Source organism: Sphaerisporangium aureirubrum (genome assembly GCF_042658925.1).
GTDB classification, from domain to species: domain Bacteria; phylum Actinomycetota; class Actinomycetes; order Streptosporangiales; family Streptosporangiaceae; genus Sphaerisporangium; species Sphaerisporangium aureirubrum.
Genome location: NZ_JBHSRF010000065.1, coordinates 27,852 through 53,639, shown reverse-complemented (window position 1 = coordinate 53,639; position 25,788 = coordinate 27,852). Strand labels below are relative to the sequence as shown.

Below are 25,788 nucleotides of genomic sequence, written 5' to 3'. Positions count from 1 at the left end.
CCCCTCCCCGGGTCGCCCCCTCCCGCCCCCTCATACACACATCACCCACCCCGCATCCCCACCCGGTCAGCGCGCACCCCGCACCCCCACGCGGTTGACGCTCACCCCGCACCCCATGCGGTTAACGCTCACCCCGCACCCCATGCGGTTGACGCTCACCCCGCGCCTCACGCGGTCGACGCCCACCCCGCACCCTCACGCGGTTGACACCCACCCCGCGCCCCCGTCCGGTTGACGCCCACCCCGCGCCCCCACGCGGTCGGCACCCACCCCGCACCCTCACGCGGTTGACACCCACCCCGCGCCCCCGTCCGGTTGACACCCACCCCGCGCCCCCGTCCGGTTGACGCCCACCCCGCGCCTCCATGCGGGGCGGCGCTCACCCCGCGCCCCAAGCGTCGGCGTCCAGCCCTGTACAGCGCCGGCGCGGCGAGTAGCACAGCGGTGTGGACCGGCGCGATGTGCGGCGGGGAAGGGAGGGTCAGGAGTGGTCGATCTCGTTGATGATGGTGCCGCCGAGTTCGCGCTGGACCAGGGCCATGCCGGTCAGGTCGTCGGTGTCGGCGTCGGCGTCGTTGTCCGGGTCGACCTCGTCGGCCTCACGGGAGGGAGAAGGGGAGCGGCTGGGGACGGCGTCAGGCCAGGCGGGGGCGGACGTCTTGGGCGGGCGGGATTGCGCGGCCTGGGCGGCGGAGCGGGCGGCGGCGAAACCACCGGGCGGGGTGGGGGCCGGGCCAGGGCCCTCGTCGTCGGAGGGGGCGTCGGGCCAGGACTCGTCCACGGGAGGCGGCGCCTGCTGCGTCCTCGGGGGAGCGGGCGGAGGGGCCGGGGCGCGCTGCGGCGACGGCGCGTGGGTCGGCGCGGGACGGGACTGCCGTACGGCGGGCGCGGGGGCGGGCGAGGGGGCGCCGCCACCGTTGCCGAGCACGGCCTCCACCCGCCAGTTCCCCCCGAGGACCTCGGCGATGACCGCCGCGACCACGCCGTCCTTCCCACCGTTGATGAAGTACCGCTGGGCCCCGACCTGGCTGTACCCGAGCGTGACGAGCTCCCCCTCGACCCCGGCGACCTGGGCGTGGGTGCTGACGTTCGCCCACACCGCGGGCGAACGCCGTTTGAGCGTCTCAAGAATCTGCGGCCACGCCTGCTGGATGGCCCCCCCACCCACCGCGGAAGCCCGCACCGGCTCCGGCGCGGAAACGTCATCCGACGGCCGCGGCACAGCACCGGCCCGCGCCGCCGCAGGCCATTCGTCACCACGCCCCGTAGAAGAGTCACCCCGCCCCGAAGTAGAACGGTCATCCCCGGCATCCGCACCCCGAGAGAAAGCCGGCCGCGCCGGAGGCGGCGGCACCGTGACCTCCTGCGGCCGAACCACCGCCCCACCCTGCGGCTGAGCCAGCGGCTCCGAATCACCGGCCACCGGCCCCGCGGACGCGATAGGAGGAGAAACCACCGGAGCAGCGGACGCGACATGAGCGGAGGCAACGGGTACGGACCCCGCCCCCCGCTCCAGCCGTTCCAGCCGCGCCATCAACGCGGACTCCCCTTGCCCCGCCCCCGGCAGCAACACCCGCGCGCACATCAGCTCCAGCAGCAACCGAGGCGAGGTCGCCCCCCGCATCTCGGTGAGCCCGGCGTTGAACACCTCCGCCGCCCGGGTCAGCTCCGCGGGCCCCATCGACTCCGCCTGCCCCCCGAGCCGCTCCAGCTCGTCCCCGGGCCGGTCCAGCAGCCCGCTGGCCGCCGCCCCCGGAACGTTGGCGAGCACGACCAGATCCCGGAACCGCTCCAGAAGGTCCATCGCGAACCGCCGCGGATCGTGCCCGCCCTCGATCACGCGGTGCACGGTCCCGAACACCAGCCCGCCGTCCCGCGCGGCGAACGCGGCGATCATCTCGTCCAGCAGGTCGCCGTCGGTGTAGCCGAGCAGCGACACCGCACGCGCGTACGTGATGCCGGCGTCGTCCGCCCCGGCCATCAGCTGGTCCAGGATGGAGAGGGAGTCACGCGCCGACCCCGCCCCGGCCCGCACCACCAGCGGCAGCGCGGTGGGCTCGTACGGCACCGACTCGGATTCGAGGATCTCCTCCAGCAGCGTGCGCAGCGTGCCGGGCGGCATGAGCCGGAAGGGATAGTGGTGGGTGCGGGACTTGATGGTCCCGATGACCTTCTCGGGCTCGGTGGTCGCGAACACGAACTTCAGGTGCGGCGGCGGCTCCTCGACGAGCTTCAGCAGCGCGTTGAACCCCTCACGGGTCACCATGTGCGCCTCGTCGATGATGTAGATCTTGAACCGCGCGGACACCGGCGCGAAGAACGCCCGCTCCCGCAGGTCGCGCGCGTCGTCCACACCACCGTGCGACGCCGCGTCGATCTCGATCACATCGAGGTGCCCCGGCCCGGCCGGCCCGAGCGCCACGCACGACTCGCACTCCCCGCACGGATCGGGCGTGGGCCCCTTCTCGCAGTTCAGCGAGCGGGCCAGGATGCGCGCGCTGGAGGTCTTGCCGCACCCGCGCGGCCCGCTGAAGAGATAAGCGTGGTTGATCCGCCCCGTGCTCAGCGCCTGCCGCAACGGCTCGGTGACGTGCTCCTGACCTTTGACCTCGGCGAACGTCCCAGGGCGGTATTTGCGGTAGAGGGCGAGACTCATGCCGTCTCCTCGCCTAGGGGGCCGGAGTGTCAACCGCCGAAGAGCCGCGAAGGCCGACGCCCGCTCTTCCCCCGCGACGACAACCCGTGTCACCGTCCCGGTTCTCCGGCGAAAAGACCCCTCGCACACCCATCAGAGCCCGCTTATCCTTGCTGCCTTCCGGCCCTGGGGAGGTTCACAGGATGACGCCATGCGAGGGGTCCGGAAACAGTCTAGCCGCGCCCGGCACCACTCGTGGCCCTCCCCGCCACGAACCACCCCCGCCCCCACCGCAGATTTCCCCCCAAACCCTCTCTCCCTCGATGGTCTCCCCCCACCCCGAAGTCCGGTAAGCTTCTCGACGGAGGATTCGCCTAGTTGGCCTAGGGCGCACGCTTGGAAAGCGTGTTGGGGGCAACCCCTCAGGAGTTCGAATCTCCTATCCTCCGCGCTTGGTTGAGCAGCAAGAACACGCAGGGCCCGGTCGATCCAACCGGGCCCTTCGTGCTTTCCGCCCCCGGTTCGGGGGTGCGGACTCGCCGTCGTGGCACGGCGGAGCGACCCCACTGTCCTGGTGCTCGTTCGTCTTCGTCACAATCGGCGGCGATGGACTTCATCTATTTCACTCTCCTGATCGTTTTCATGTTCCTCTCGCTGGGCTGGCCGCTGGTCGGGGTGGCCGGGGTGGTGCTGGGGGTGCGGGGCGTGATCGTGTTCGGGGCCAGGCGGCGGAGGGCGGGGTGGCTGGCGACCTGGGCGGTCGGTTGCGGGGCGGTGGCCGTCTATGGGTACGGGATGGGGACGACGGCCTTCTGGGCGATGACCGATCCCGACGATCGGTGTGGCTTGGCGAATCCGGATCTTTACGGCCGGGGCATCCGCTCTCGCCGGACGGTGTTCAGAGCATGTGGCCGCTGCGTGACACCACGTGCGGGCCCGATCTCGTGCCGGGCTTCGTCAATCCCCTGGTGGTGGGGGCGGTGGTTCTGTTCGCGGTGCTCGTGACGCTCTCGACGGTGGCTACGGTCCGGCACCGCCGGCTGCCTCAGCGCGACTGATCGGAATGCACGTGCATATGCAGCGTGCATGCGTCTGTGCAGATGCACTTGCTTAGCCATTAGTGGTAGAGCAAGATAACGCTCAGAGAACAAACGCATCATCCGTACCAAAGCGAACGGCCCCCTGTGGTCGAGACAGGGAGCCGTTCTTTTGTCCGTACCCGCACTCCAAGCGCACGAGAAGGACATCGCCGATGAGAATACCTTGGCGGAAGCCTGCCCAAGGCAACCATTCACTTGATCAACCCGCGCGGCTTCCGCAGCGCTGGGTGGTGATCCTCGGGCTGGGCGGGCATGTCGGGCTGGACCTCAGTACCACCATGGGCCCGGGTGTCGGGCTGCCGACCGGGCTCGCGGCGATCGGGCTGTTGCACAGCATCATGGACTAGCCGGATGGAGGGCCTGGGCCGCACTCGCGGCCCAGGCCTTCCGGCGTTCAGGGGGCGGTGGGGGCGGGACGAGCGGGGGGAGGGGCGTAGGGGCAGGACGGGGTTAGGCCGAGGGCCAGGCCGGCGCCGGTGGCGGCGGCCAGGGTGAGGGCGGCGACCATGGGGGCGCGGGTTCTGGCGAGGTCCTTCAGCCAGGCGGTGGTGGACATGACGGGGGCGCTGCGGAGGAAGTACGCGGGGGGTGGGAGATCTGGTGGCATGTGCGGTCACCCCGTCGAGGCTGGAAGATCATCCGATCAGTGGTGACGTTAGCCGGAGGCGGGCGGGGGATGAAGATCACGCGCCGGGGGGCGGCGGAACGGGGCGCTTCCTTTGGGTGGAGCCGGGGGATGGGTGACGGGAAGAGGGCCGTGCATCCTGTGTGCCCTGGGTTGAGGTGATCGTCCGTTGAGGGACGGGGGCTCCTGGGCGGGAGGTGACCGCCCGGACGGGGACGGGGAGCACTGAGGGGGGCCATCCGCTGAGGGAGTGAGCTGGGCGGACGGCCGTGGCGCGCATGATCGATTGGCTGGGGGGCAGCAGGAGGGGGCATTACTCACCGTGGCGGCTCAGACAAAGGGATCAGGGCGATGGACTTCAGGGACAATGCCGATCTTGATGCCTCGCAGGTCGAGAACCGCGGTGGCGGCGGGATCGGCCGGGGCGGGCTCGCGATCGGCGGCGGGGCGGCGGGGATCATCGCGTTGATCGCCGCGCTGCTGTTCGGGGTGAACCCGGGCGACATCATGGGCGGCGGCGGGAGCGACCCGGGGGTCGCGCAGCCGACCTCGAACCTCGCCGACAAGTGCCAGACCGGCGCGGACGCCGACCAGTCCGAGGAGTGCCGCGTGGTCGGCATCGTCAACAGCATCCAGGAGTACTGGGCGGACTCCCTCCCGCAGGACGCCTCCGCGAGCTACACCCCGGCCAAGACCGTGTTGTTCTCCGAGGCGGTGAACACCGGGTGCGGGCAGGCCAGCTCGCAGGTGGGGCCGTTCTACTGCCCGAACGACCAGCAGGTGTACCTCGACCTGACCTTCTTCGACGAGCTGCAGAGCCGGTTCGGCGCCAAGGGCGGGCCGTTCGCGCAGGCGTACGTCATCGCGCACGAGTACGGGCACCACGTGCAGAACCTGCTCGGCACCATGGAGAAGGTCCAGGGCGACCAGCAGGGCGCCACCAGCGGTTCGGTCCGGCTGGAGCTGCAGGCCGACTGCTACGCCGGGGTCTGGGCCAAGAACGCGGTGAGCACCGGGCTGTACGAGAAGGACTTCACCCGGGCCGAGATCCAGGAGGCACTGGACGCCGCGGCGGCCGTCGGCGACGACCGGATCCAGGAGCGCACCCAGGGCCGCGTCGACCCCGAGGGCTTCACCCACGGCACGTCCGAGCAGCGGATGAAGTGGTTCACCACGGGTTATCAGTCGGGCGCGCCCGGCCGGTGCGACACCTTCTCCGGTGATATCTGACCCACCGTGCGGTCATCGAGGGACCATCGGCGCGGCTGAGAAGCCAGAAACTCTCTTAAACTGACTAGGGTGATCTTTAAGTCAGTCGGCGAAGGACGTCCCTATCCCGAGCACGGCCTCTCGCATCGTGAATGGGCGCAGATACCACCGCGCCAGGTGCGACTGGACACGTTGATAACCACGAAGGCGGTGCTCGACCTGCATTCGCTCCTCGCCAAGGACTCGACGTTCTACGGCGACCTGTTCCCCCACGTCGTGCAGTGGCGCGGCGAGCTGTACCTCGAGGACGGCCTGCACCGCGCGCTGCGGGCGGCGCTGCACCAGCGTTCGGTGCTGCACGCCCGGGTCCTGGACGTCGACGCGCCCACCGGGCCGCCCGCGGACGGTGAATGAGTCCCGTACACCGTAGGTAAAAGAGTTCTCGTCCCGCCCATCCGCCCGGCCCGCGCTTCCTAAGCTGCGACCGTCGCAGGGGCGACACTGAACCCAACCTCGGGCGGATACCAATGCGAGATGTGACGCAGATCGTGGCGCAGGTCCGTGAAGAGCTCGCCGGAGAGCTGCGCGAGCGAGTGCGGAGCCGGCTCCGCGAACAACCCGCGGAATGGCTGGTCGACCAGCTGATGGCGCTGGTGCTGCGGGCGGAGGACACCGCGTACACCATCCCGCGGCAGGTGCCGCGCGGCCCGGCGGCCGGCGAGGGCCTGCACCTGCCGCCGCACTGCGAGAACGACGCCGCGCAGGCGCCGCCGGAGCGAGAACCCGGCGAGGACGGCCCGGCGCACCGCTGATCCACCGGGACAACGGAGTCGCCCCGGGAGGGAGATCCCCTCCGGGGGCGACGGAACACGGAGCCCGTACGGCCTCAGCGGCCGTGCTTGCTGCTGCCGTGCTTGCTGCTGTGCTTCTTGTGCTTACCGCTGCTGTGCTTCTTATGCTTACCGCTGCTGTGCTTCTTGTGTTTGCCGTTGTGCTTCTTGTGCTTGCCGCTGCTGTGCTTGTTCTTCTTATTCTTCTTGTTCTTGTGCCCGCTCTTGTTCTTGCAGTTCTTGCCCCTGCAGGGCGCCTGCAGACCGGTTCCCGGCACGGAGGAAACCGATACGACGGCGGGCGTCGTGGTGGAGGCGGCGGCGGAGTTCAGGGCCAGCGCGCCCGGGATGACCAGGGCGGAGGCCACGAGGGCGCCGGCGGCGAGAGTGTGTCTGAGCATGTGAGATCACTCCGAATCGAGTGGTCGGTCCCAGGCTTTCCCGGGCGCTCGGAGCGCCGTATTCGGCATTCCGGGAAACGGCGCTTAAATAGTTCAATGTCACCCTAACCTGGCGAAATCCAGCGAAGAGCCCGGACGCGGCAAAGCCTTGGTCGGGTCATTCATCGGAATTTGTAGGGATTTCTGGGCATTCACCGAAGCCGACAGGGAACGCCCCGGACGAGGTTTATTCGCTTGACGCGGCGGAGCGCGCCCGGGAAGCCTTGGCCCGTGCTGATACGCCGAGAGACCCCCGCCGACATCCCCTCGATCCACGCCGTGCACCTCGCGGCGTTCGCCGGAGATTACGCGCCGGGCACCACCCCGCCGGAGGCCGGCCTGGTCGACGCGCTGCGCGCCTGCGACGGATGGCTGCCCGAGTTGTCACTGGTCGCCGAGGACGTGAGCGGCGCCGTGGTCGGGCACGTCGTCTGCACCCGGGCGAGCGTGGGCTCGTCGCCCGTGCTCGGGCTCGGCCCGCTCGGCGTGCTGCCCGCCTTCCAGCGCCGGGGTGTCGGGCACGCCCTCGTGCACGCCGTGCTGGGCGCGGCGGACGCGCTCGGCGAGCCCCTGGTCGTGCTGCTCGGCCACTCGGACTACTACCCGCTGTTCGGTTTCCGCCTGGCGTCGGAGTACGGGGTCACCCCGCCGGTGCCCGAGTGGGCCCCCCACTTCCAGGCCCGCCCGCTCAGCACGTACACCCCGGCGCTGCGGGGCGCCTTCACCTACGCCGCGCCGTTCAACGATATGTGACTCCAGGAACGCGCGAAGGGCCTCCACCCGGCACGCCGGTCGGAGGCCCTTCGTCGCTGGCGGTGGAGGTGGGATTTGAACCCACGGATGGGTTGCCCCATCACACGCTTTCGAGGCGTGCGCCCTCGGCCACTAGGCGACTCCACCGCGGAGCAGCCTACCGGATCCGGGCCCTGTTTCGTGCATGCCGACCGTCCGGTATGTAGGGAAATGTAGGGAAAAGGGGTGGTCAGCCGCGTCGTTCGGTGAAGAACTCCCGCAGCAGCGCGGCGCACTCCCCGGCCAGCACCCCGGCGATCACCTCGGGGCGGTGGTTCAGCCGGCGGTCGCGCACCACGTCCCACAGCGAGCCCGCGGCGCCGGCCTTCTCGTCCACCGCGCCGTACACCAGGCGGTCCACCCGGGCGAGCACCGCGGCGCCGGCGCACATCGTGCAGGGTTCGAGAGTCACCACCAGCGCGCAGCCGTCCAGGCGCCACCCGCCCCTGGCGCGGGCCGCGGCGCGCAACGCCAGCACCTCGGCGTGCGCGGTGGGGTCGGCCGAGCTCTCGCGGTCGTTGCCCGCCTCGGCGATGATCTCGCCCCCGGGGCCGATCACGACCGCGCCGACCGGCACCTCGCCGCGCCGGGCCGCGAGGACGGCCTGCGCCAGCGCCCGCCGCATCGGCTCCTCGAACCCGGCCGCAGGGGGGCTCACGGAGTTTTCGGTCATGCCCTAACGCAGGCGGTCGAGCTCGTCGGCGAAGGCCAGTTTCTCGGCGATCACCGAAAGAGTGTCGGCGGGGAGCACGCCTTCTTCCATACTCAGCTCAAGTAGTTCCTCGGGAGAGACCCCGAGGTCGCTCAACAACTCGAAGTCCCCGGCCGGCCGCACGCCGAGATCCGCGTCCTTGTCCGGCACGAGCACCCCGGCCAGCTCGTTGAACAGCTCGCCGAGGGGGTCGTTGGCCGCGGAGTGCGCGTCGGACACGAACGCCCTCGGCTCGGATTCGTCCTGGTAGCGGATCAGGGCGAACCATTCGTCCTCGACCTCGACGCAGAGCAGGGCGAGCTCGTCCCCACTGAGGCCGAGAGCCTCCTGAACGGCGTCGCCGAGGTCGTCGGCGATCTCGGCGTTGCCGAGGTCCACCTCCGCGCCGCTCCACCCGTCGGTGACGCGGACGAAGCCGGCGGCGAACAGAGAACCACGTGATGGTCTCGAGGGCATGATCGGGGCTCCCGAGGTCAGCCTAGGGCTGAGTCGACGGCACGTTCAAACGGCTGGGAGAAGCCCAGCCGTGCGGCGATGCTGGAAAGCACCTCATCAGGCAGCAGTTCGAGATCGCCGGAGAGAGCGCCGAGCTCCATCTCGTCGAGGCCGAGATCGGCGAAAATCGACAGGTCCCCGGCGGGGAGCACCATGTCGAGCTCTTCCTCCTCGGGCACGGGCACGTCGAGGAACTCCAGGACCTGCCGGGCGAGGGGCCAATCCCAGGACGCGGTGATGTCGGAGAGGAAGACGTCCACGTGCTCACCGAAGACCCGTAATGCCACGAAGAAGTCATCCCCCACCGCGACGAGCCCAATCGTGGCGGCCATGCTCGGCTGCTGCCGGAGCGCATGGATGAGGCCATGGAGGTCCTCGGTGAGGCCCACGGGTAGCATCTCGGCTTCCCATTGGTCGTCCTCACGGTAGACCACGATGGCGAAGTCAAGAGCGTCTACGTCTGTCATCTTCACTCCACCGACGCGGTTCTCACAGTTGGCAATGCTCCCAGAATCCCTAGGCCGTCGTACGGCGCTCGGGCAAATTGTGATCAAAAACGAGCGGTCCCTGCCTGCGGATGCCCGATGGTCGTTACCAGCCCGCTTGTACCATTCACCGGGTCACAGACGATACCGTTGGCAGCCATGAAGACCCTCGTCGTCGACCACCCGCTCGTCGCGCACAAGCTCACCGCGCTGCGGGACGAGCGCACGGACTCCCCGACGTTCCGCCGGCTCGCCGACGAGCTGGTCACCCTGCTCGCCTACGAGGCGACGCGCGACGTCAGGGTCGTCGAGGCCACCGTCAACACCCCCGTCGCCCCCGCCCACGGCGTACGGCTCGCCCGCCCGGCGCCGCTGGTGGTGCCGATCCTGCGCGCGGGTCTCGGCATGCTCGACGGCATGACCCGCCTGCTGCCGACCGCCGAGGTCGGCTTCCTCGGGATGATCCGGGACGAGGGCACCCTGAAGGCCCAGACGTACGCCACACGGCTGCCCGAGGACCTGTCCGGCCGCCAGTGCTACGTTCTGGACCCGATGCTGGCCACCGGCGGCACGCTGGCCGCCGCGGTGCGGCTGCTGTTCGAGCGCGGCGCCGAGGACGTGACGGCCATCTGCCTGCTCGCCGCGCCCGAGGGCCTTGCGTACATGGAGAAGGCCCTTGCCGATTTCACGCCGGTACGTGTGGTCACCGCCGCGCTGGACGAACGGCTGAACGAGCACGGCTACATCGTTCCGGGCCTCGGGGACGCGGGCGACCGTCTTTACGGTGCCGTCTGAAAAGCTTTTTCGTTCGTTCTCCCGCAGCTTGCCATCCAGACTGTTACATGCTGTCGTCCACCGGGTACTCATAGTGACGAAGACAGTCATCCGTGTCTCCGGCCCACGGGCCGGGGAGGCACGCCTGGGAGTGCGATGGACCATCAGCCGGACGGCGAGACCTACTCACAGGTCGAGACCGTGCTCAAGGTGGAGTTCGCCGGAGTCCATCCCGCCGCGACGGTGACCCGCTGCATCGAAGCGGCTCACCACGGCGCGATGGAAGTCACCGGGTACGCCTACCCGGGCTTGGTGGAGCGCATCGCACGCAAGCACCTGCAGGTGCTCGCCGTGGTGGCCACCGAGCAAGGGTGACACGAACCACATCCAGACCCCATAAGTCTAAGACTGGAGGGTCTGGATGCGCTTTACCCGGCCATGTGGCTGGGTAATCTATACGGTGGGTGCAGTGGGTGAGTGGTAATCGGAGGCGGCAGTGCAGGTCAAGAAGGTTCTAACGTACGCAGCCATAGCGTTTGTGGCTTTCTACCTGTTCACCAGACCGGCTGACGCAGCCAGCGCGGTCAAGGGAGCATTGGACACTGTGGTGAATGCCGCGGATTCGCTGGCTCTATTCTTCACGAAGCTGACATGAGGCTTGTAACGCACGGGGACTCTGCTCCGTCGTCGGTCAATCGCTACCTTCTCCCCCAAGAGCACCAGGTCATCATGGTACGCCGTCATCCGGCGGTACTGTTACGGCCGGTCGCCGAGGTCTTCGGCGGCTTGATCCTCGCGGGGCTGCTCAGCAAGTGGCTCGGTGAGAGCACCGGCTCCCAGGCATTGGTGATCGTCTGGTGGGCCTGGCTGCTCTTACTGATCCGCTTCGTGTGGAAGGTGGCGGAGTGGTCGGTCGACTACTTCGTGGTGACCTCCAAGCGCATGCTGCTGACCAGGGGCCTGATCACCCGCCGGGTCGACATGATGCCCCTCGGCAAGGTCACGGACATGAGCTTCCAGCGCTCCCTGCTGGGCCGCATGCTCGGGTACGGCGAGTTCGTCCTCGAGTCGGCCGGCCAGGACCAGGCGCTGTCGACGGTCCCCTACATCCCCTATCCGGAGACCCTGTACCTGGAGGTCTGCCAGATGCTCTTTCCGAGTTCGAACGACGACGATTAGTCATGATTCGTCCAGAATCCCGAGGCGCGAGACGCGGCTCTCCTTCGGGATTCTTGACGTGGGTATACCCGATTCGGCTCCTTCGTGCCATCATGGCGGAACCATTGACCATATCCCCGCCCTAAGAGATCACATGCCGAGTCAGGGAACCATCGGTGACCGCGTCCGCGGATTGCGGCTGAGCAGGCGTATGTCTCAGGCCCAGTTGGCTGGACCCGACCTATCCGACAGTTATGTCTCTCTCATCGAGTCCGGCAAGCGCACGCCGACTCCGGTGGTGGCCCGTCTGCTCGCCGAGCGTCTAGGGTGCACCACCGAGTTCCTGCTGCACGGGATCGAGCCGCGTCAGCGGATCGACACCGAGCTGGGGCTGCGCCATGCCGAGTTGGAACTGGGCCACGGCGACCCCGCCCTGGCGGCCGAGCGCTTCGGCGACATCGTCCGGGCGGCCGGTGAGGACAACGCGCTCCTCGCCGCGCACGCCCGTTTCGGGCGCGCCCGCGCGCTCGAGGCGCAGGGCAAGATCGGTAGCGCCGTCGAGGCGTACGAGCGGCTTCGTCGTGAAGCCTCCGCGCACCCCGAACGGCTCGCCGACCTGCCGCTGACCGTGGCGCTGTGCCGTTGCTACCAACGAGCGGGCGACGTCCTTCGCGCCCGCGACCTAGGCGCGCACGCGCTGGAGCAGGTCACCCGGCTCCCGCTCGTGCACGGCGACGTCGCCGTCGAGCTCGCCGCCGCGCTGGCGGAGGCCGAGATCGGCCTTTCGTACGTCGAGGAGGTGCTCGGCTCGACGGGTGTGCCCGTCCCCGCCGACCGCACCACCGAGATCCTCTCCCTGTGGCAGGCAAGTGTGTCCGCCGCGGAAGGTGAGGACTCGGCGCTCGCCGTGCGGTTCGCCGACGACGCGCTCGCCGCCGGCCGTCCCGCCAGGATCGCCACCCGCATGGCCCAGATCGCCATGCGCTGGGCGGAGCTGTCCGCCGCCCGGGGCAACGTCGAGACCGAAGAGTTCGACCGGCTCGTCTCGGGTGCGAGCGAGGTCTTCTCCGTGCTGCCCGCCGCGGCGGTCGAGCACGGCCGGAGCCTCATCGTGCTGGCCCGGGTCAGGCTGCGTTCGGGCGACCACCTCGACGCCTCCCGTCTCGCGGGCCGGGCACTGGAGTTGCTGGCGGAAGGCCCCGTGGCCATCGCGGCGTCGGCGCACCTGGTGCAGGCCGAGGCCGGGTTGGCACGGTCCGACGGCGACCCCGCGTCCAGCCTGCGGCAGGCCGCCGCCCTGCTGACCGCCGCGCCCGCAACAGGCACGGTCCGCGACCGCGAGGTCGCCCGGGTCTGGCGTGAGCTAGGCGATCTGTGGGGGAGGGCCGGTCACCGCGATCAGCAATCGCGGGCGTATCGTAGGGCACTCGAAGCGGTCGGGGTCAGGTCGACCGTCGCCGGTGCCGTCACGTCCGCGGTGTTCGCCCGGTAGGCCTCCTTCCCCGCGCGTTCGGATTTGGCGCCGAGGCACGGGAATAACTAAGGTCAACCAATCATTGACTCGTGGGATGATTGGTTACCTCGGAGGAGGCAGACTGTGAGTCTGCGTACGGCACAGCGGGCTTCCCTCGTCGACCAGGTGATCGAGCAGTTGAAAGATCAGATCACCTCGGGATCATGGCAGATGCATGCCAAGATCCCGACCGAGACGGTGCTCGCCGAGCAGCTCGGAGTCGGCCGGAACACCGTCAGGGAGGCGGTGCGCGCCCTCACCCACGCAGGCTTGCTGGAGTGCCGCCAGGGCGACGGAACCTACGTCCGGGCGACCAGCGAGCTGTCGGGGGCCATGGCGCGCCGCCTCCGCGCGGCGGAGCACCTGGAGATCCTCGAGGTGCGCCGCGCGCTGGAGATCGAGGCGGCCAAGCTCGCCGCGGTGCGCCGCACCGAGGGGGACATCGAGCTGATCGAGGCGGCCCTGAAGCGCCGCGACCAGGCCTGGGCCGACGGCGGGGACACCTTCGTCGAGGCCGACCTGGCGTTCCACATCGCGGTCGTGGAGGCCACCCACAACCGCGTGCTGATCGAGCTCTACAAGGACTTCTCCGCCGCGCTGCGCGCGAGCATCGCGGCGGCGGGCGCGCCGCTGGCCGGGCACATCCCGCACGACGCCATCGCCCGTGCCATCGCCTCGGGCGACGCCGCCGCGGCCGAGCGTGCCGGGCACGCCTGCATGGAGCACATCGCCATCGCCCTGACCGAGCAGCAGGACTAGCCGGCGGGGCCCGTGCGGCCCCGCCCGTGGGCTAGCCGAGCCGCAGGGACATCACCAGGTAGCGGAACGCGGGGTCGTCGTCGTGATCGGTGACCAGGACCGGCCGCGTGGGGGACGCCATGTGGAGCCGGACGTCCTCGGTCTCGACCCCGGCCAGGCCGTCCAGCAGGTAGTGGGGCTGGAAGGCGATCTGGAGCTCCTCGCCGTCCAGCTCGGCGGGCAGCGCCTCGGCGCCGCGGCCGATCTCGCCGCCGCCCGCCTGGATCAGCACCTGGTTGCTGGTGAACGACAGCCGGACCGCGGTGTTGCGCTCGGCCACCAGCGCCACCCGCTTGACGGCCTCCACGAACGGCGCGACCTTCAGCACGGCCTGGATCGGCCAGTCGTCGCTGAGCCGCGCGCGGTAGTCGATGAACTGGTCGTCCAGCAGGCGCACCGTGGTGACGCGGCCCGCGCACTCGAACCCCGCGATGCCGTCACCGAACCCGATCTCCACCTCGCCCGCACGCAGCGAGCGGGCGACCTCGGACATCACCCTGGCCGGCACCATCGCCGAGACCTGCTGCCCGGCCTCGTCCGGGTGCCACAGGAAGTCCCTGGCCGCGATGCGGTAGCGGTCGGTGGCCGCCAGCGAGACGTTGACGTCGTCGACGTCGATACGTACGCCGGTGAGCATCGGCAGGGTGTCGTCCCTGCTGGCGGCGACCGCGACCTGGCCGACCGCCGAGGCGAAGATGACACCGCCCACCGTCCCGGCCCTCGGCGGCATCGCCGGGAGCGTGGGGAAGTCGGCCACCGGCAGGGTGAGCAGGCCGAACTCGGTGCTGCCGCAGGTCAGCACGGCCTCGCTGCCGGAGGTGGCGATCTCGACCGGCTCGGCGGGCAGGCTCCGGGTGATCTCGGCGAGCACCCGCCCCGGTATCAGCGCCTTGCCGGGTTCGGCGATGTCGGCCTCGACGAAGGCACGGGCCGAGACGTCGTAGCCGAACACCGAGAGCATCAGACCGGTGTCCAGGGCCTCCAGCAGGATGCCGGACAGCACCGGCATCGCCGGACGGCCCGGCAGCGTGCGGGCGCTCCACGCCACCGCATCGGCCAAGACATCACGGTTCACCTGGAACTTCACGCTGATCCATCCCCTTCGCAACGTCCGTCCACGCAAAGGTAACGCGTGGGTCGGACATTTGACGGCGAAGCGACCACGCCGTGCGGGTCACCCGCGGGTGCCGTTCAGGTAGGCCAGCACCGCCAGCACCCGGCGGTTGTCGTCGTCGGACACCGCGAGGTCGAGCTTGGCGAAGATGGCGGCCGTGTGCTTGGCCACCGCGCTCTCGCTGAGGAACAGCCGCTGCGCGATGGCGGCGTTGGAGCGTCCCTCGGCCATCAGCTCCAGCACCTCCCGTTCCCGGGGGGTGAGCCTGCCGAGCGGGGCGTTGCGGGCGTTGCTGGCGAGCAGCCGGGCGATGACGTCGGGGTCCATGGCGGTCCCCCCGGTCGCCACCCGGCGCACCGCGTCCACGAACTGCCCGGCGTTGAAGACGCGGTCCTTCAGAAGGTACCCCACGCCACCGGTCCCGTCGGCGAGCAGCTCACGGGCGTACAGCTGCTCGACGTGCTGGGAAAGGATCAGCACCGGCAGGCCGGGGATGTGCCGCCGGGCCGTCAGGGCCGCCTGCAGGCCCTCGTCGGTGAACGTCGGCGGCAGGCGCACGTCCACCACCGCCACCTCGGGACGCTCGTCCAGCAGGGCCTTGAGCAGCTCCGGCCCGGACTCCACCGCCGCGACGATCTCGAATCCGTGTGCCTGCAGCAGGTTGACCAGCCCTTCCCGCAGCAGGAATAGGTCCTCCGCCAGCACCACTCTCACGCGATCGCTTCCCGCTCCGCCCGCTTGGCCACGCACAGGCTCCGCGCGGCGAAGGCCACCATGCCTCCGCCCAGGGAGATCATGCCTAAGATCACCGGCCATTGCAGCCCCGCGGGCAGATAAAGCGCGAGGAACCAGCTCCGCTCCGGCACCTGGAAGAGCTTCAGGAAGGCCGGGACCAGGCCCTGCGGGAACAGCGGGAGCCAGAACAGCCCCCAGGAGATGTTCATCATCGTCCGCCGCCACTGCGGCAGCACGGAACAGGGATCCACCGCGAGCGCACGCGGGATCTCGACCATCGCCGTCGTCGGCCCGCCGAGGGGGCTGTGCAGCGCCAGGACGCCGTCGAAGGCCGCGAGCCGCCGCTCGATGCCGCGCAGACCGCTGCCCCGGGAAGGGTCGGCACCGCCGTAGCCGTCGTCGGTGACGGTGATCCGCAGGGCCGGCCCGCGGTGACTGATGTCCACCGTGACGGCACGCGCGCCCGAGTGCCGTCCGGCGTTGGCCAGCAGCTCGCTGATCACGAAGTACGCGGCGGACTCGACCGGGGCTTCCGGCTGGGTCGGAAGATCGACCCGCACCGTGATGTCCAGCGGGCTGTCCAGGGCGAGGGCGCGCACCGCGTCACCGAGGCCGCGCTCGGCCAGCACCGGTGGATGGATGCCTCTCACCACCTGCCGTAGCTCGATCAGGGAGGCGGCCGACGCCTCGCGCACCTTGGCGATGAGCGCCTTCGCGGCGGCGGGATCCTTCTCCACCAGTTCCTCGGCCGCGCCGAGGGTCATGCCGATGGCCACCAGGCGCGCCTGGGCGCCGTCGTGCAGGTCGCGCTCGATGCGCCGCAGCTCCGCCGCCTGCGAGTCGACGGCATCGGTGCGGGTCCGGTTGAGATGGCGCACCTCGCCCGCCAGGCGGGCCTTGGCCGTGGGGGCGAGCAGCAGGCGGGTCCATCGGCCGTGCAGGCCCGGCGCCTCCGCCGCGGCCCAGAACGACGCCGCGAGCAGGAGCAGGCCCGCGACGATCTCCAGTGGCCGCCCCGTGCCCACGAGCAGGGCACCCCCGCCGATCATGAACAGCGGCGCCGCCGCGATCGCGAGGCCCACCAGAGGGTCGGTGAGCAGCCAGGCGAAGTCGCGCCAGGTGGCCGGATCCTTGAGCACCCAGTTGAAGTCGAGGTTGAAGCGCGGGATCAGGGACGTCCGGTAGCGCTGCACCCCCTCCCGGTACCACCCGTCCCGGCCCGGCATCGGCGGCGGCGGCGCGGGACGGTAGGGCGTCGCGATCTGCACGCCCGACCACGCCTTCGCCAGATCGCGCGCCTGGGCGGCCCGGACGCGGACCAGCCGCACCGTGGCCGGATACAGGAACACCACGCCGAGCCCGAAGCACAACGCGTGCATGAACAGGATCAGCACGGCCAGCAGCATGTTCACCCCCGTGATGAACGTCAGGGCCAGGCTGCGGGCGAATCCGGTGAGCATCCGAAGGAACATAGGGTCAGTGTGCGGCACCGGAACCGCCGCGGTCAGTGGGCGTGGCCACCCGGCCGGGGTGTATCCAGGTACACCCCCGGCGGGGTCGCAGCCGCATTCCGGCGGTGCCCGCCGGTTCCTAGCGTCTACGGCATGGACATCATCGAGATCACCGGCCTGCGCAAGGCGTACGGCGGTCGGGTCGCGGTCGACGACGTCTCGTTCACCGTGGCGGAGGGCGAGATCTTCGGCGTCGTCGGCCGGAACGGCGCCGGCAAGACCACCACGGTCGAGTGCGTCTCCGGCCTGCGGGTCCCGGACGCCGGCACCATCAGCGTCGCCGGGCTGGACCCGCGCCGGGACCGCGCGGAGCTGCGGCACAGCCTCGGCGTACAACTCCAGGACTGCACGCTGCCCGACAAGCTGAAGGTGGGCGAGGCGCTGGACCTGTACGCCTCGTTCTACGAGCACCCGGCCGACTGGCGCAAGCTGCTGGAGGAGGTCGGCCTCGGCCCGAAGCGGGACACCGCGTTCGCCAAGCTGTCCGGCGGGCAGCGGCAGCGGCTGTCCATCGCCCTGGCCCTGGTCGGCACGCCACGCGTGGCGATCCTGGACGAGCTCACCACGGGCCTGGACCCGAAGTCGCGGCGGGAGACCTGGGAGCTCATCGACCTGGTCCGGTCCCGGGGCGTCACGATCGTGCTGGTCACTCACTTCATGGAGGAGGCCGAGAGGTTGTGCGACCGGATCGCCATCTTGGACGGCGGCCGGGTGGCGACCATCGACACGCCGGAGGGCCTGATCGCCCGGGCGGACGGCGGGCAGCGGCTGCGCTTCCGCGCGGGCCCCGAGGCCGAGGCGGTGCTGCGGGCGCTGCCCGAGGCGGCCGGCGTCACCATGGTGGGCGACCGGTTCACGGTGACCGGCTCGGGAAACCTCCTGCTCGCGGTGGCGAGCGCCCTGGCGGCCGACGACATCGTCCCCAGGGACTTCACCATGGACCGCACGACGCTGGACGACGCCTTCCTGGCGCTCACCGGCCACGCGGCCGACAGCACGGAAACGGAAGAGGTATGAACATGGCCACCCCGGTACGGTCGTCCATCGGCACCGCCCCGGTACGTCACGGCGTGCGCGCGGGGGGCACGCGCAAGCTGCTGCTGACCGAGGCGCGGCTCTACCTGCGCGAACCGATGACGACGTTCTTCACCCTGTTCCTGCCGCTCGGGCTGCTGCTGGTGCTCGGCAGCGCGATCCCCGGCTTCCGGGAGCCCCTGCCGGAATGGGGCGGCGAGCGAGTCGTGGACACACAGCTGCCCGCCATGATGATCATCTTATCGGTGGCCACCTCGGCGTTCAGCGCGATCCCGGCGGCGCTCGCGGTCTACCGCGAACGCGGCATCCTGCGCAGGCTGTCGGTCACCCCCGTCGGCCCGGTCCGGCTGCTCGGCGTGCAACTGGTGATCAACCTCGTCTCGGCGGTCGTCGCCGCCGCGCTCACGATCGTCGCGGGCCGCCTCGTGCTGGGCTCCCAGGTGCCCGCCCAGCTCGGGTGGTTCGCGGTGTCCTTCGTGCTCGGCGTGTGCGCGCTGTTCGCCGTCGGCCTGCTGCTCGCCGCCATCGTGCCGAGCAGCCGCGCCGCCGGCGGCCTCGGCGCCCTCGTGATGTTCCCCCTGCTGTTCCTCGGCGGCCTGTGGCTCCCCCGGGAGGCCATGCCCGACGCCCTCCGCGCGGTCAGCGACTTCACCCCGACCGGCCCCTTCGGCCAGGCCCTGCGCGACTCCTGGGCCGGAACCACCCCGGAACCGCTCCACCTGGCCGTCCTCGCCGCCTGGATCCTCATCGCGGGTCTCACCGCGGCCCGCCTGTTCCGCTGGGAATGACGGCTCACCCGCCGAGCAGCCGCCGGGGCCCCGGGCCCTGGCGGCCCAGCTCGTCCCCGGGGTTGATGAGGGGGCAGCGGTCCAGGGACATGCAGCCGCACCCGATGCAGTCGGTGAACTCGTCCCTGATCTGCTGGAGCCGGCGGATGCGCTCGTCCAGCTCCACCCGCCAGCGCTCCGACATCCGCTGCCAGTCGGCCCGGGTCGGCACGTGGCCCGGCGGGAACGTCGCGAGCACCGCGGCGATGTCCGCCAGCGGTATCCCCACCCGCTGCGCCATCCGGATCAGCGCCACCCGCCGCAACATGTCCCGCCGGTACCGCCGCTGGTTCCCCGAGGTCCGCCTGCTGGTGATCAGCCCCTGCCGCTCGTAGAAGTGCAGCGCCGACACCGCCACCCCACTACGCGCCGCCAGCTCCCCCACGGTGAGCTCCATGCCGATCACGTCCACCCCCCGCACCCCGCCGAGCAACCGACCTCAACCATACTTAAGGCCGAGGCGAAGATCAGCGGATCAGTGCGGCGCCATATCCACAAATCGGCTGTAATGCCCCTGGAAGGCCACCGTCACTGTCGCCGTCGGCCCGTTTCTGTGCTTCGCCACGATGAGGTCGGCCTCCCCCGCCCGCGGCGACTCCCGCTCGTACGCGTCCTCCCGATGCAGAAGGATCACCACGTCGGCGTCCTGCTCGATACTGCCGGATTCGCGTAGGTCTGAAACCTGGGGTCGCTTGTCGGTGCGTTGTTCGGGGCCGCGGTTCAGCTGGGAGATGGCGATGACGGGGACCTCCAGCTCTTTGGCCAGGAGCTTGAGGGCTCGCGAGATCTCGGAGACCTCCTGCTGGCGGCTTTCGGTCTTCTTGGGGGAGCTCATCAGCTGGAGGTAGTCGACGATGACGAAGCGGAGGTCGTGGCGCTGTTTCAGGCGGCGGCACTTGGCGCGGATCTCCATCATCGACATGTTGGGCGAGTCGTCGATGAACAGGGGGGCCTCGGCGACCTCGCTCATGCGGCGGGCCAGGCGGGTCCAGTCCTCGTCGTTCATGGTGCCCGAGCGCATGGTGTGCAGGGCGACCCTGGCCTCGGCGGACAGCAGGCGCATGGTGATCTCGTTGCGGGACATCTCCAGCGAGAACACGACCGTCGTCATGTGGTGCTTGATTGCGGCGGACCTGGCGAAGTCCAGGCCGAGCGTGCTGTTGTGCGTGGGCACGCAGGAACGGCCGGCGAGGTACATGTGGTCGGCGTTGTCCACCTCGACGCAGCGCACCGGGCGGGACGGCACCGGGCGGACGGCGACGACGCGGCGCGCCCTGCTCTCCCGGCCCTCGATCTCGGCGCGGGTGAAGCACACCACGTGGGCCGGCGCGCCGCCGTGCACGGCGAGGACACGCACGGTGGCCGTGGCCCCGAGGCTCAGCGCCAGCTCGCGCACGTCCCGCGCGAGGCCGGGGCCGTCGAACACCAGCTCGATCACGCCGTCGCCGCCGGAGCGGCCCATCGCGTCGCACAGGGCGGTCAGCAGCTCGCGCCGTTGCGCGACCGAGCCGCGCAGGTAGGCCGCCGGAACGCGCCGGAGCCCGTCGAGACGGGCGGCGAGGGTGGACGGCGACACAGGCAGGTCCCGCGCGGGCAACCGGAACGGCGCGGCCGGCTCGACGGTGAGCTCACGAGCGGGGTCGTGCAGGGCGGCGGCGAGGTCTTCGGTGGTGAGGACGGCGGGACGCGGGGCGGTGCCGCGGGGGGGCGGCACGAGGGCCGGGCGTCGGGTGACCCGCCACTGGTGCCGGGCGTCGGCGACGATGACGGTGCCGTCGTCGAACTCGAGCTCGTAGCAGGGGCGGTCGCGCAGGACGCCGGTGGCGGCGACGACGTGGGTGGGGCGGCCGTCGGCGCCGATGAGGAGGTCGCCGGGGCGGACCTCGCCCATCGTGGTCCAGCCGTCCGGCGTGGGCAGGGGGGTGTCCAGGGCGAGGGCCTTGCCGATGGCGGGACGGGCGGCGACCACGATCATCTGGCCGGGGTGCAGGCCGTTCATCAGCGCGTCGAGGTCCTGGAAGCCGGTGGGCACCCCGACCATCTGGCCGCTGCGGCTGCCGATGGCCTCGATCTCGTCCAGCGCCCCGGGCATGATCTCGGACAGCGGCCGGTAGTCCTCGCTGGTGCGCCGCTCGGTGACCGCGTAGATCTCGGCCTGGGCCCGGTCGACCAGCTCGTCGACCTCTTCGTTCTGCCCGCCGTACCCGTAGGAGACGATGCGGGTGCCGGCCTCGATGAGGCGGCGCAGGATCGCCTGCTCGCGCACGATCCGGGCGTAGTAGCCGGCGTTGGCGGCGGTGGGCACCACGGCGGTCAGGGTGTGCACGTACGCGCCGCCGCCCACCCGGGCGATCTCGCCCCGCTTGGACAGCTCCCCGAAGACCGTCACCGCGTCGGCGGGTTCGCCGCGGCCGTACAGGTCGAGGATCGCGTCGTAGATGATCTGGTGCGCGGGGCGGTAGAAGTCGTCGGAACGCAGCAGCTCGACCACGTCGGCGATGGCGTCCTTGGACAGCAGCATGCCGCCGAGGACGGACTGCTCGGCCTCGATGTTGGCGGGCGGGGTGCGCTCGAACGGTGTTTCGAACGAGGCGACTTCGCTGCTCATCCCGAACGCCCCTCCTCGAAACCTCCGGCACCCCCGAGGTAGCCGGGGTGACAGTTTCGCCGGTTCGGCGGGAACCGGCAACGTGTCCTGTAGACAGGGTTGTGGATAAGGTGTGCAGTTCTCGCCCCAGGGTGTGGGCACGCTGGGGACAACTCTGTGGATAAGTCCGAGGCGGTTGTGCACAGCCCTTGCTGAGCAGCGGAAACCGTATCCACTGGCTGTGGAGAAAAGAAAGTCGGCGCGACACGCCCCTAGCCGCCACCCCGGGTGAAGATCACCCGGACGTAAGGGACAAAATAGCCGGGTGACTCTTACATCGCGCGCGGACGGCCGGGAGATCCTCCGCCTCGCCGTCCCCGCGTTCGGCGCGTTGATCGCCGAGCCCCTGTTCATCCTCGCCGACTACGCCATCGTCGGCCGCCTCGGCACCACCGCGCTCGGCGCCCTCGGCATCGCCGGCGCCGCGGTGACCACCCTGATCAACATCTGTGTTTTCCTCGCCTACGGCACGACGGCCGCGGTGGCGCGGCAGGCGGGCGCGGGCGACCTGCCCCGGGCGGTCAAGCAGGGCGTGGACGGCCTGTGGCTGGCCGTCGCCATCGGCGTCGCGCTGATCGCGGTCTGCTGGCCCCTCGCCCCCTGGATCGTCGAGCTGTTCGGCGCGTCGCCGGACGTCGCGGACCAGGCGGTCACCTACCTGCGGATCAGCCTGATCGGCACCCCCGCCATGCTCGTCATCCTGGCCGGGACCGGCGTGCTGCGCGGCCTGCGCGACACCGTCACCACCCTGACGGTGTCCGTCGGCTCCTTCACGCTCAACGCCGTGCTGAACGCCCTGTTCGTGCTCGTGTTCGGCTGGGGCATCGCCGGGTCCGCCTGGGGCACGGTGCTCGCGCAGACCGGCGGCGCGGCCGTCTACGTGCTCACCGTGGTCCGGGCCGCGCGGCGGCACCACGTGCCGGTGCGGCCCGACCCCGCCGGGATCGGGGCCCTCGGCACGGCGGGCATCGCGCTGCTGATCCGTACCGTCTGCATGCGCGTCGTGCTGCTCGTCGCGACCGGCGTCGCCACCCGCATGGGCGACGCCCAGCTCGCCGCGCACGCCATCGCCACCCAGATCTGGACGCTGATGGCGTTCGCGCTGGACGCCATCGCCATCGCCGGCCAGGCCATCACCGGCCACGCCCTCGGCGCCGGGGACGTGCGGCGCACCCGGGACGCCACCCGCACCATGGTCGTGTGGGGCATCGGGTACGGCGTGGTGCTCGGCCTGCTGATCCTGCCGCTGAGCCCGGTCATCCCGCACCTGTTCGGCGTGGAGCCCGGCGTGGCTGACCACCTGATCTCGGTGTTGTGGCTGGTCGCGCTGCTCCAGCCCCTGGCCGGGCTGGTGTTCGTGCTGGACGGCGTGCTCATCGGCGCGGGTGACCGCCGCTACCTGGCCTGGGCGTCCGCTCTCACCACCGTCGTCTACCTCCCGGCGGCCTATCTGGTCGGCCATCTCGGCGGCGGGCTGGTGGCCCTCTGGGCCGCCCTCGCCCTGTGGATGGCCGCCCGCGCCGTGACCCTCGGCCTGCGCGCCCGCGGCCATGCCTGGCTCGTCACCGGCGCCTGAGCGCTCGCGGAACGCCGCGACCCCGCTCGTCACCTAGGCCTGAACGCTCGCGGAACGCCGCGACCCCTGCTCGCCACCTGGGCCGGAACGGCCGCGGAACGCCACGACCCCTCCCCGGGCGTGCCGGGAAGGGGTCGCAGATCGGGCCGTGGTGGCCCCGCTCGGAGGGCGAGGGCCTGGTCGCCGGGGACTCAGCCGCCGAGGACCTCGACGTCGAGGTTGGCCGAGACCTCGGGGTGCAGCCGGACGGACACCCGGTGGGAGCCGACGCTCTTGATCGCGTTGTTGATCTCGATGCGGCGGCGGTCGAGGGCGGGACCGCCGGCGGCCTTCACCGCGTCGGCGATGTCGCCGGTGGTAACCGAGCCGAACAGCCGGCCGGAGTCGCCCGCGCGCGTGCGCAGGGTCACCCGCAGGTTGCCGAGGCGGCCCGCGACCTCCTTGGCGGTGTCCAGGTCCCGGATCTCCCGGGCCGAACGCGCCTTCTTGATCGACTCGATCTGCTTCTCCGCGCCACGGGTCCAGAGCATGGCGTACCCGCGGGGGATGAGGTAGTTACGGCCGTAGCCGTCCTTGACCTCGACGACGTCGCCAGGGGCGCCGAGGCCCGAGACCTCGGTGGTCAGAATGAGCTTCATATCTCTGCGGCCTCCCGTCAGCGCGCGGTGCTCGTGTACGGCAGCAAGGCCATCTCACGGGCATTCTTGATCGCGGTCGCCACGTCGCGCTGGTGCTGGGTGCAGTTGCCCGTCACCCGGCGGGCACGGATCTTGCCGCGGTCGGAGATGAACTTCCGCAGCAGCGCCGTGTCCTTGTAGTCGACGTAGGAGATCTTGTCATGGCAGAACAGGCAAACCTTTTTCTTAGGCTTGCGCAGTGCCGGCTTCGCCATCGTGGTGCTCCTCCTAAGAGAGCCCCGCGTCACGCGGGAATGGTCGATCGGTTACTGGTGTGGATGGAACTGGATCAGAAAGGCGGTTCGTCGCTGAGGTCGCCGCCACCACCCTGGGAGCCGCCGAAGCCGCCGCCCTGGTTGTAGCCGCCACCACCGCCACCGCCGCCGCCACCGAACCCGCCGCCGGCCGGAGCCGGCGAGGCCGAGGCCCACGGGTCGTCGGAGCCGCCGCCGAAGCCGCCGCCACCGCCGCCGCCACCCTGGCGCGAGGTCTTGTTGACCTTGCAGGTGGCGTTGCGGAGGGACGGGCCGACCTCGTCGACCTCGACCTCGTAGACGGTGCGCTTCTCGCCTTCCTTGGTTTCGTACGACCGCTGGCGCAGCCGCCCCTGAAGAATGACCCGCATGCCACGCTGAAGGCTCTCGGCGACGTTCTCCGCCGCCTGGCGCCAGACGTTGCAGGTCAGGAAGAGGCTTTCGCCGTCCTTCCACTCGTTGGTCTGACGGTCCATGAACCGCGGAGTGGATGCGATGCGGAACCGGGCCACGGCCTGCCCCGAGGGGGTGAAACGCAGCTCCGGGTCGTCGACAAGGTTGCCGACGATGGTGATCGTGGTGTCGCCTGCTGCCATCGGTCGCTCTCGCCTTCGTGGGTGAATCTGCGCAGCTGTTGGGCTCAGAGTACGGCCACCGCCCGACAAAAACCGGGCTTCGGCCTCACCGCGGGGGCGGGTCAGTGCACGTCGGGACGCAGCACCTTGGTCCGCAGGATGCCCTCGTTGAGGTTGAGCTGGCGGTCGAGCTCCTTGACGGTGGCCGGGGTGGCCGTGACGTCGACGACGGCGTAGATGCCCTCGGACTTCTTGGTGATGTCGTAGGCGAGACGGCGGCGACCCCACACGTCGACCTTCTCCACCGTGCCGCCGTCATTGCGGACCACGGTGAGGAACTGGTCGAGCGAGGGAGCGACCGTGCGCTCGTCGAGGGACGGGTCGAGGATGACCATCAGCTCGTAACGACGCATAGGACTTCCAACCTCCTCTGGACTCTTGCGGTCACGACACCATGCCGTGACAGGAGGACGCTGACGTCTTCGAGCCCGCCTCGGTGGCGGCCCGGTGATCGCGCGGCGTTGACACGCGCACAACTAGACGTAGCCCGACGAGTCTACCAGCGACCCGCGCCCGGCCCGGCCACCTTCGCCCGCGTGGGGTAAGTCACCCGCGCAACGGGAACGTCATGCCAGGTAGGTGCCATGAGGAAGGAGGCTGCCGGGATGCCACACACCACGGGCCCGCTCAGAATCAAGACACCGCGCCTGACGCTCAACTCCGACGGTCACCGGCACCCGCTGGAGAACGCCCTGACCCTGACCGCGCTCGGCCTCGGCGCCGTGGCGTTCGTCTGCGGCCTGATCGTGGACGCCCACGCCGTCGCGTCCTTCGCGGGCGTGCTCGGCTTCCCGGCCGGGCTGTACGCGCAGTACGTCTCGGCCACCACCGCGGAGCGCTCGGTCAACATCGTGGCCATCATCATGTCCTTCGTGGGCGTGGCCCTCGGCATCTTCCACGGGGGGTTCATCCCTTAGCGGGCGGAAGGGCCGGAGCCGGGAGGGCGGGACGTTCTATGAAAACGCCCCGCCACGGTCCGCGGCGGCGTCACTCGCCACCGATGTGCAGGTCGACACCGAGCAAGATCAGGAACCAGAGGAACACCGCGAGAAGTGCTTGCGCGATCCGCTTGAGGAGGGCGGGGGTGATGTAGTCGTGAACCCATGCCACGTAAATGCCGATGATGATGTAGATCAGCCCTAAAAAGCTGACCCCGCGGCGGTAGTAGGCCACAATTGTCTCCTATATGTCACGGTACGCAGGTCTCTAGG

Annotated in this window: 31 protein-coding genes, 2 tRNA genes and 1 other RNA gene; 16 read left to right on the top strand and 18 right to left on the bottom strand. The window is 70.3% G+C overall.

Annotated features, from left to right (window positions below; all coding sequences use genetic code 11):
* Positions 1-481: 481 nt before the first annotated feature.
* Positions 482-2,656 (bottom strand): DNA polymerase III subunit gamma and tau, encoded by a 2,175-nt coding sequence (locus ACFP1K_RS30910; protein ID WP_380759920.1) that lies wholly within the window; start codon positions 2,654-2,656, stop codon positions 482-484.
* Positions 2,657-2,765: 109 nt separating this feature from the next.
* Positions 2,766-2,861: signal recognition particle sRNA small type (ffs, locus tag ACFP1K_RS30905), an RNA gene on the bottom strand.
* Between the two features lie 137 nt (positions 2,862-2,998).
* Between ffs and ACFP1K_RS30900 the strand changes: the two genes are divergently transcribed.
* The 3 genes from ACFP1K_RS30900 to ACFP1K_RS30890 all read left to right on the top strand — a co-directional run bounded on the left by ACFP1K_RS30900 (position 2,999) and on the right by ACFP1K_RS30890 (position 4,082).
* A tRNA-Ser gene (locus ACFP1K_RS30900) sits at positions 2,999-3,084 on the top strand.
* 456 nt (positions 3,085-3,540) lie between these two features.
* Complete coding sequence (locus ACFP1K_RS30895; RefSeq protein ID WP_380759917.1) at positions 3,541-3,693, top strand: hypothetical protein; 153 nt, start codon at positions 3,541-3,543, stop codon at positions 3,691-3,693.
* Between the two features lie 194 nt (positions 3,694-3,887).
* Positions 3,888-4,082, top strand: a complete 195-nt coding sequence (locus tag ACFP1K_RS30890) for a hypothetical protein (protein WP_380759915.1) — start codon at positions 3,888-3,890, stop codon at positions 4,080-4,082.
* 47 nt (positions 4,083-4,129) lie between these two features.
* Here the strand turns inward: ACFP1K_RS30890 and ACFP1K_RS30885 are convergent, their stop codons facing one another.
* Complete coding sequence (locus ACFP1K_RS30885; protein WP_380759912.1) at positions 4,130-4,342, bottom strand: hypothetical protein; 213 nt, start codon at positions 4,340-4,342, stop codon at positions 4,130-4,132.
* Positions 4,343-4,711: 369 nt separating this feature from the next.
* Here ACFP1K_RS30885 and ypfJ point away from each other — a divergent pair, with 369 nt between their 5' ends.
* From ypfJ to ACFP1K_RS30870, 3 genes are all read left to right on the top strand, one after another.
* Entirely contained in the window at positions 4,712-5,590 is an 879-nt protein-coding gene (gene ypfJ, locus ACFP1K_RS30880) for a KPN_02809 family neutral zinc metallopeptidase (RefSeq protein ID WP_380759910.1), read from the top strand.
* A gap of 69 nt (positions 5,591-5,659) precedes the next feature.
* Complete coding sequence (locus tag ACFP1K_RS30875) at positions 5,660-5,983, top strand: type II toxin-antitoxin system VapB family antitoxin (protein WP_380759908.1); 324 nt, start codon at positions 5,660-5,662, stop codon at positions 5,981-5,983.
* A gap of 122 nt (positions 5,984-6,105) precedes the next feature.
* On the top strand, positions 6,106-6,381 hold the full coding sequence (locus ACFP1K_RS30870; protein WP_380759906.1) for a hypothetical protein: 276 nt from the start codon (positions 6,106-6,108) through the stop codon (positions 6,379-6,381).
* A gap of 74 nt (positions 6,382-6,455) precedes the next feature.
* On the opposite strand, the gene ACFP1K_RS30865 is transcribed toward ACFP1K_RS30870, so the two are convergent.
* Entirely contained in the window at positions 6,456-6,800 is a 345-nt protein-coding gene (locus ACFP1K_RS30865) for a hypothetical protein (RefSeq protein WP_380759905.1), read from the bottom strand.
* 270 nt (positions 6,801-7,070) lie between these two features.
* On the opposite strand from ACFP1K_RS30865, the gene ACFP1K_RS30860 reads away from it, so the two are divergent.
* Positions 7,071-7,592 (top strand): GNAT family N-acetyltransferase, encoded by a 522-nt coding sequence (locus ACFP1K_RS30860; RefSeq protein ID WP_380759903.1) that lies wholly within the window; start codon positions 7,071-7,073, stop codon positions 7,590-7,592.
* Positions 7,593-7,649: 57 nt separating this feature from the next.
* Here ACFP1K_RS30860 and ACFP1K_RS30855 read toward each other — a convergent pair.
* The 4 genes from ACFP1K_RS30855 to ACFP1K_RS30840 form a co-directional block, all read right to left on the bottom strand.
* Positions 7,650-7,739: transfer RNA gene (locus tag ACFP1K_RS30855), tRNA-Ser, on the bottom strand.
* Between the two features lie 82 nt (positions 7,740-7,821).
* Complete coding sequence (tadA, locus tag ACFP1K_RS30850) at positions 7,822-8,304, bottom strand: tRNA adenosine(34) deaminase TadA (protein WP_380759901.1); 483 nt, start codon at positions 8,302-8,304, stop codon at positions 7,822-7,824.
* Between the two features lie 3 nt (positions 8,305-8,307).
* The gene (locus ACFP1K_RS30845) at positions 8,308-8,799 is read right to left on the bottom strand and encodes a tRNA adenosine deaminase-associated protein (protein WP_380759899.1); all 492 of its coding nucleotides are present in this window, start codon (positions 8,797-8,799) and stop codon (positions 8,308-8,310) included.
* 17 nt (positions 8,800-8,816) lie between these two features.
* Positions 8,817-9,305: a tRNA adenosine deaminase-associated protein gene (locus ACFP1K_RS30840; protein ID WP_380759897.1), complete on the bottom strand. Its 489-nt coding sequence runs from the start codon at positions 9,303-9,305 to the stop codon at positions 8,817-8,819.
* 177 nt (positions 9,306-9,482) lie between these two features.
* On the opposite strand from ACFP1K_RS30840, the gene upp reads away from it, so the two are divergent.
* From upp to ACFP1K_RS30815, 5 genes are all read left to right on the top strand, one after another.
* Complete coding sequence (upp, locus tag ACFP1K_RS30835) at positions 9,483-10,118, top strand: uracil phosphoribosyltransferase (RefSeq protein WP_380759895.1); 636 nt, start codon at positions 9,483-9,485, stop codon at positions 10,116-10,118.
* 135 nt (positions 10,119-10,253) lie between these two features.
* The gene (locus ACFP1K_RS30830; RefSeq protein WP_380759893.1) at positions 10,254-10,472 is read left to right on the top strand and encodes a hypothetical protein; all 219 of its coding nucleotides are present in this window, start codon (positions 10,254-10,256) and stop codon (positions 10,470-10,472) included.
* Positions 10,473-10,748: 276 nt separating this feature from the next.
* Complete coding sequence (locus tag ACFP1K_RS30825; protein WP_380759891.1) at positions 10,749-11,276, top strand: PH domain-containing protein; 528 nt, start codon at positions 10,749-10,751, stop codon at positions 11,274-11,276.
* Positions 11,277-11,409: 133 nt separating this feature from the next.
* Complete coding sequence (locus tag ACFP1K_RS30820) at positions 11,410-12,747, top strand: helix-turn-helix domain-containing protein (RefSeq protein ID WP_380759889.1); 1,338 nt, start codon at positions 11,410-11,412, stop codon at positions 12,745-12,747.
* A gap of 105 nt (positions 12,748-12,852) precedes the next feature.
* Positions 12,853-13,527, top strand: a complete 675-nt coding sequence (locus tag ACFP1K_RS30815) for a FadR/GntR family transcriptional regulator (protein ID WP_380759887.1) — start codon at positions 12,853-12,855, stop codon at positions 13,525-13,527.
* Between the two features lie 31 nt (positions 13,528-13,558).
* On the opposite strand, the gene dnaN is transcribed toward ACFP1K_RS30815, so the two are convergent.
* From dnaN to ACFP1K_RS30800, 3 genes are all read right to left on the bottom strand, one after another.
* Positions 13,559-14,653, bottom strand: a complete 1,095-nt coding sequence (dnaN, locus tag ACFP1K_RS30810) for a DNA polymerase III subunit beta (RefSeq protein WP_380759885.1) — start codon at positions 14,651-14,653, stop codon at positions 13,559-13,561.
* 87 nt (positions 14,654-14,740) lie between these two features.
* Positions 14,741-15,394 (bottom strand): LuxR C-terminal-related transcriptional regulator, encoded by a 654-nt coding sequence (locus ACFP1K_RS30805; protein ID WP_380759883.1) that lies wholly within the window; start codon positions 15,392-15,394, stop codon positions 14,741-14,743.
* Entirely contained in the window at positions 15,391-16,875 is a 1,485-nt protein-coding gene (locus tag ACFP1K_RS30800; protein ID WP_380759881.1) for a sensor histidine kinase, read from the bottom strand. The genes ACFP1K_RS30805 and ACFP1K_RS30800 overlap by 4 nt, the downstream gene beginning before the upstream one ends.
* A 144-nt stretch (positions 16,876-17,019) precedes the next feature.
* On the opposite strand from ACFP1K_RS30800, the gene ACFP1K_RS30795 reads away from it, so the two are divergent.
* Entirely contained in the window at positions 17,020-17,943 is a 924-nt protein-coding gene (locus tag ACFP1K_RS30795; protein WP_380759879.1) for an ABC transporter ATP-binding protein, read from the top strand.
* Positions 17,944-17,945: 2 nt separating this feature from the next.
* Positions 17,946-18,749 (top strand): ABC transporter permease, encoded by an 804-nt coding sequence (locus ACFP1K_RS30790; RefSeq protein ID WP_380759877.1) that lies wholly within the window; start codon positions 17,946-17,948, stop codon positions 18,747-18,749.
* 4 nt (positions 18,750-18,753) lie between these two features.
* Here ACFP1K_RS30790 and soxR read toward each other — a convergent pair whose 3' ends face one another.
* Together soxR and dnaB are read right to left on the bottom strand one after the other, a co-directional pair.
* On the bottom strand, positions 18,754-19,200 hold the full coding sequence (gene soxR / locus ACFP1K_RS30785) for a redox-sensitive transcriptional activator SoxR (RefSeq protein WP_449329165.1): 447 nt from the start codon (positions 19,198-19,200) through the stop codon (positions 18,754-18,756).
* A 63-nt stretch (positions 19,201-19,263) separates the two neighbouring features.
* Positions 19,264-21,396 carry a replicative DNA helicase gene (gene dnaB / locus ACFP1K_RS30780; protein ID WP_380759875.1) on the bottom strand — a complete coding sequence of 711 codons (2,133 nt, stop codon included), beginning with the start codon at positions 21,394-21,396 and terminating at the stop codon, positions 19,264-19,266.
* Between the two features lie 304 nt (positions 21,397-21,700).
* Here dnaB and ACFP1K_RS30775 point away from each other — a divergent pair, with 304 nt between their 5' ends.
* Positions 21,701-23,011: an MATE family efflux transporter gene (locus ACFP1K_RS30775; RefSeq protein WP_380759873.1), complete on the top strand. Its 1,311-nt coding sequence runs from the start codon at positions 21,701-21,703 to the stop codon at positions 23,009-23,011.
* Between the two features lie 191 nt (positions 23,012-23,202).
* Here ACFP1K_RS30775 and rplI read toward each other — a convergent pair whose 3' ends face one another.
* The 4 genes from rplI to rpsF form a co-directional block, all read right to left on the bottom strand.
* Entirely contained in the window at positions 23,203-23,649 is a 447-nt protein-coding gene (rplI, locus tag ACFP1K_RS30770; RefSeq protein ID WP_380759871.1) for a 50S ribosomal protein L9, read from the bottom strand.
* Positions 23,650-23,666: 17 nt separating this feature from the next.
* A complete protein-coding gene (rpsR, locus tag ACFP1K_RS30765; protein ID WP_061256131.1) occupies positions 23,667-23,903 on the bottom strand; it encodes a 30S ribosomal protein S18 in 237 nt (78 codons plus the stop codon).
* Between the two features lie 74 nt (positions 23,904-23,977).
* Positions 23,978-24,538 (bottom strand): single-stranded DNA-binding protein, encoded by a 561-nt coding sequence (locus tag ACFP1K_RS30760; RefSeq protein ID WP_380759869.1) that lies wholly within the window; start codon positions 24,536-24,538, stop codon positions 23,978-23,980.
* A 101-nt stretch (positions 24,539-24,639) separates the two neighbouring features.
* Positions 24,640-24,930 carry a 30S ribosomal protein S6 gene (rpsF, locus tag ACFP1K_RS30755; RefSeq protein ID WP_380759866.1) on the bottom strand — a complete coding sequence of 97 codons (291 nt, stop codon included), beginning with the start codon at positions 24,928-24,930 and terminating at the stop codon, positions 24,640-24,642.
* Between the two features lie 252 nt (positions 24,931-25,182).
* On the opposite strand from rpsF, the gene ACFP1K_RS30750 reads away from it, so the two are divergent.
* Positions 25,183-25,494, top strand: a complete 312-nt coding sequence (locus tag ACFP1K_RS30750; protein WP_380759863.1) for a hypothetical protein — start codon at positions 25,183-25,185, stop codon at positions 25,492-25,494.
* Between the two features lie 70 nt (positions 25,495-25,564).
* On the opposite strand, the gene ACFP1K_RS30745 is transcribed toward ACFP1K_RS30750, so the two are convergent.
* On the bottom strand, positions 25,565-25,750 hold the full coding sequence (locus ACFP1K_RS30745) for a hypothetical protein (RefSeq protein WP_380759861.1): 186 nt from the start codon (positions 25,748-25,750) through the stop codon (positions 25,565-25,567).
* Positions 25,751-25,788 lie beyond the last annotated feature (38 nt).

Bases quoted from the DNA above. Each gene is read 5' to 3' on its own strand.
- ACFP1K_RS30910 (WP_380759920.1), bottom strand. From the start codon at position 2,656: ATGAGTCTCGCCCTCTACCGCAAATACCGCCCTGGGACGTTCGCCGAG.
- ACFP1K_RS30895 (WP_380759917.1), top strand. From the start codon at position 3,541: ATGTGGCCGCTGCGTGACACCACGTGCGGGCCCGATCTCGTGCCGGGC.
- ACFP1K_RS30890 (WP_380759915.1), top strand. From the start codon at position 3,888: ATGAGAATACCTTGGCGGAAGCCTGCCCAAGGCAACCATTCACTTGAT.
- ACFP1K_RS30885 (WP_380759912.1), bottom strand. From the start codon at position 4,342: ATGCCACCAGATCTCCCACCCCCCGCGTACTTCCTCCGCAGCGCCCCC.
- ypfJ (WP_380759910.1), top strand. From the start codon at position 4,712: ATGGACTTCAGGGACAATGCCGATCTTGATGCCTCGCAGGTCGAGAAC.
- ACFP1K_RS30865 (WP_380759905.1), bottom strand. From the start codon at position 6,800: ATGCTCAGACACACTCTCGCCGCCGGCGCCCTCGTGGCCTCCGCCCTG.
- tadA (WP_380759901.1), bottom strand. From the start codon at position 8,304: ATGACCGAAAACTCCGTGAGCCCCCCTGCGGCCGGGTTCGAGGAGCCG.
- ACFP1K_RS30845 (WP_380759899.1), bottom strand. From the start codon at position 8,799: ATGCCCTCGAGACCATCACGTGGTTCTCTGTTCGCCGCCGGCTTCGTC.
- ACFP1K_RS30840 (WP_380759897.1), bottom strand. From the start codon at position 9,305: ATGACAGACGTAGACGCTCTTGACTTCGCCATCGTGGTCTACCGTGAG.
- upp (WP_380759895.1), top strand. From the start codon at position 9,483: ATGAAGACCCTCGTCGTCGACCACCCGCTCGTCGCGCACAAGCTCACC.
- ACFP1K_RS30830 (WP_380759893.1), top strand. From the start codon at position 10,254: ATGGACCATCAGCCGGACGGCGAGACCTACTCACAGGTCGAGACCGTG.
- ACFP1K_RS30825 (WP_380759891.1), top strand. From the start codon at position 10,749: ATGAGGCTTGTAACGCACGGGGACTCTGCTCCGTCGTCGGTCAATCGC.
- ACFP1K_RS30820 (WP_380759889.1), top strand. From the start codon at position 11,410: ATGCCGAGTCAGGGAACCATCGGTGACCGCGTCCGCGGATTGCGGCTG.
- ACFP1K_RS30800 (WP_380759881.1), bottom strand. From the start codon at position 16,875: ATGCTCACCGGATTCGCCCGCAGCCTGGCCCTGACGTTCATCACGGGG.
- ACFP1K_RS30795 (WP_380759879.1), top strand. From the start codon at position 17,020: ATGGACATCATCGAGATCACCGGCCTGCGCAAGGCGTACGGCGGTCGG.
- ACFP1K_RS30790 (WP_380759877.1), top strand. From the start codon at position 17,946: ATGGCCACCCCGGTACGGTCGTCCATCGGCACCGCCCCGGTACGTCAC.
- dnaB (WP_380759875.1), bottom strand. From the start codon at position 21,396: ATGAGCAGCGAAGTCGCCTCGTTCGAAACACCGTTCGAGCGCACCCCG.
- rplI (WP_380759871.1), bottom strand. From the start codon at position 23,649: ATGAAGCTCATTCTGACCACCGAGGTCTCGGGCCTCGGCGCCCCTGGC.
- rpsR (WP_061256131.1), bottom strand. From the start codon at position 23,903: ATGGCGAAGCCGGCACTGCGCAAGCCTAAGAAAAAGGTTTGCCTGTTC.
- ACFP1K_RS30760 (WP_380759869.1), bottom strand. From the start codon at position 24,538: ATGGCAGCAGGCGACACCACGATCACCATCGTCGGCAACCTTGTCGAC.
- rpsF (WP_380759866.1), bottom strand. From the start codon at position 24,930: ATGCGTCGTTACGAGCTGATGGTCATCCTCGACCCGTCCCTCGACGAG.
- ACFP1K_RS30750 (WP_380759863.1), top strand. From the start codon at position 25,183: ATGCCACACACCACGGGCCCGCTCAGAATCAAGACACCGCGCCTGACG.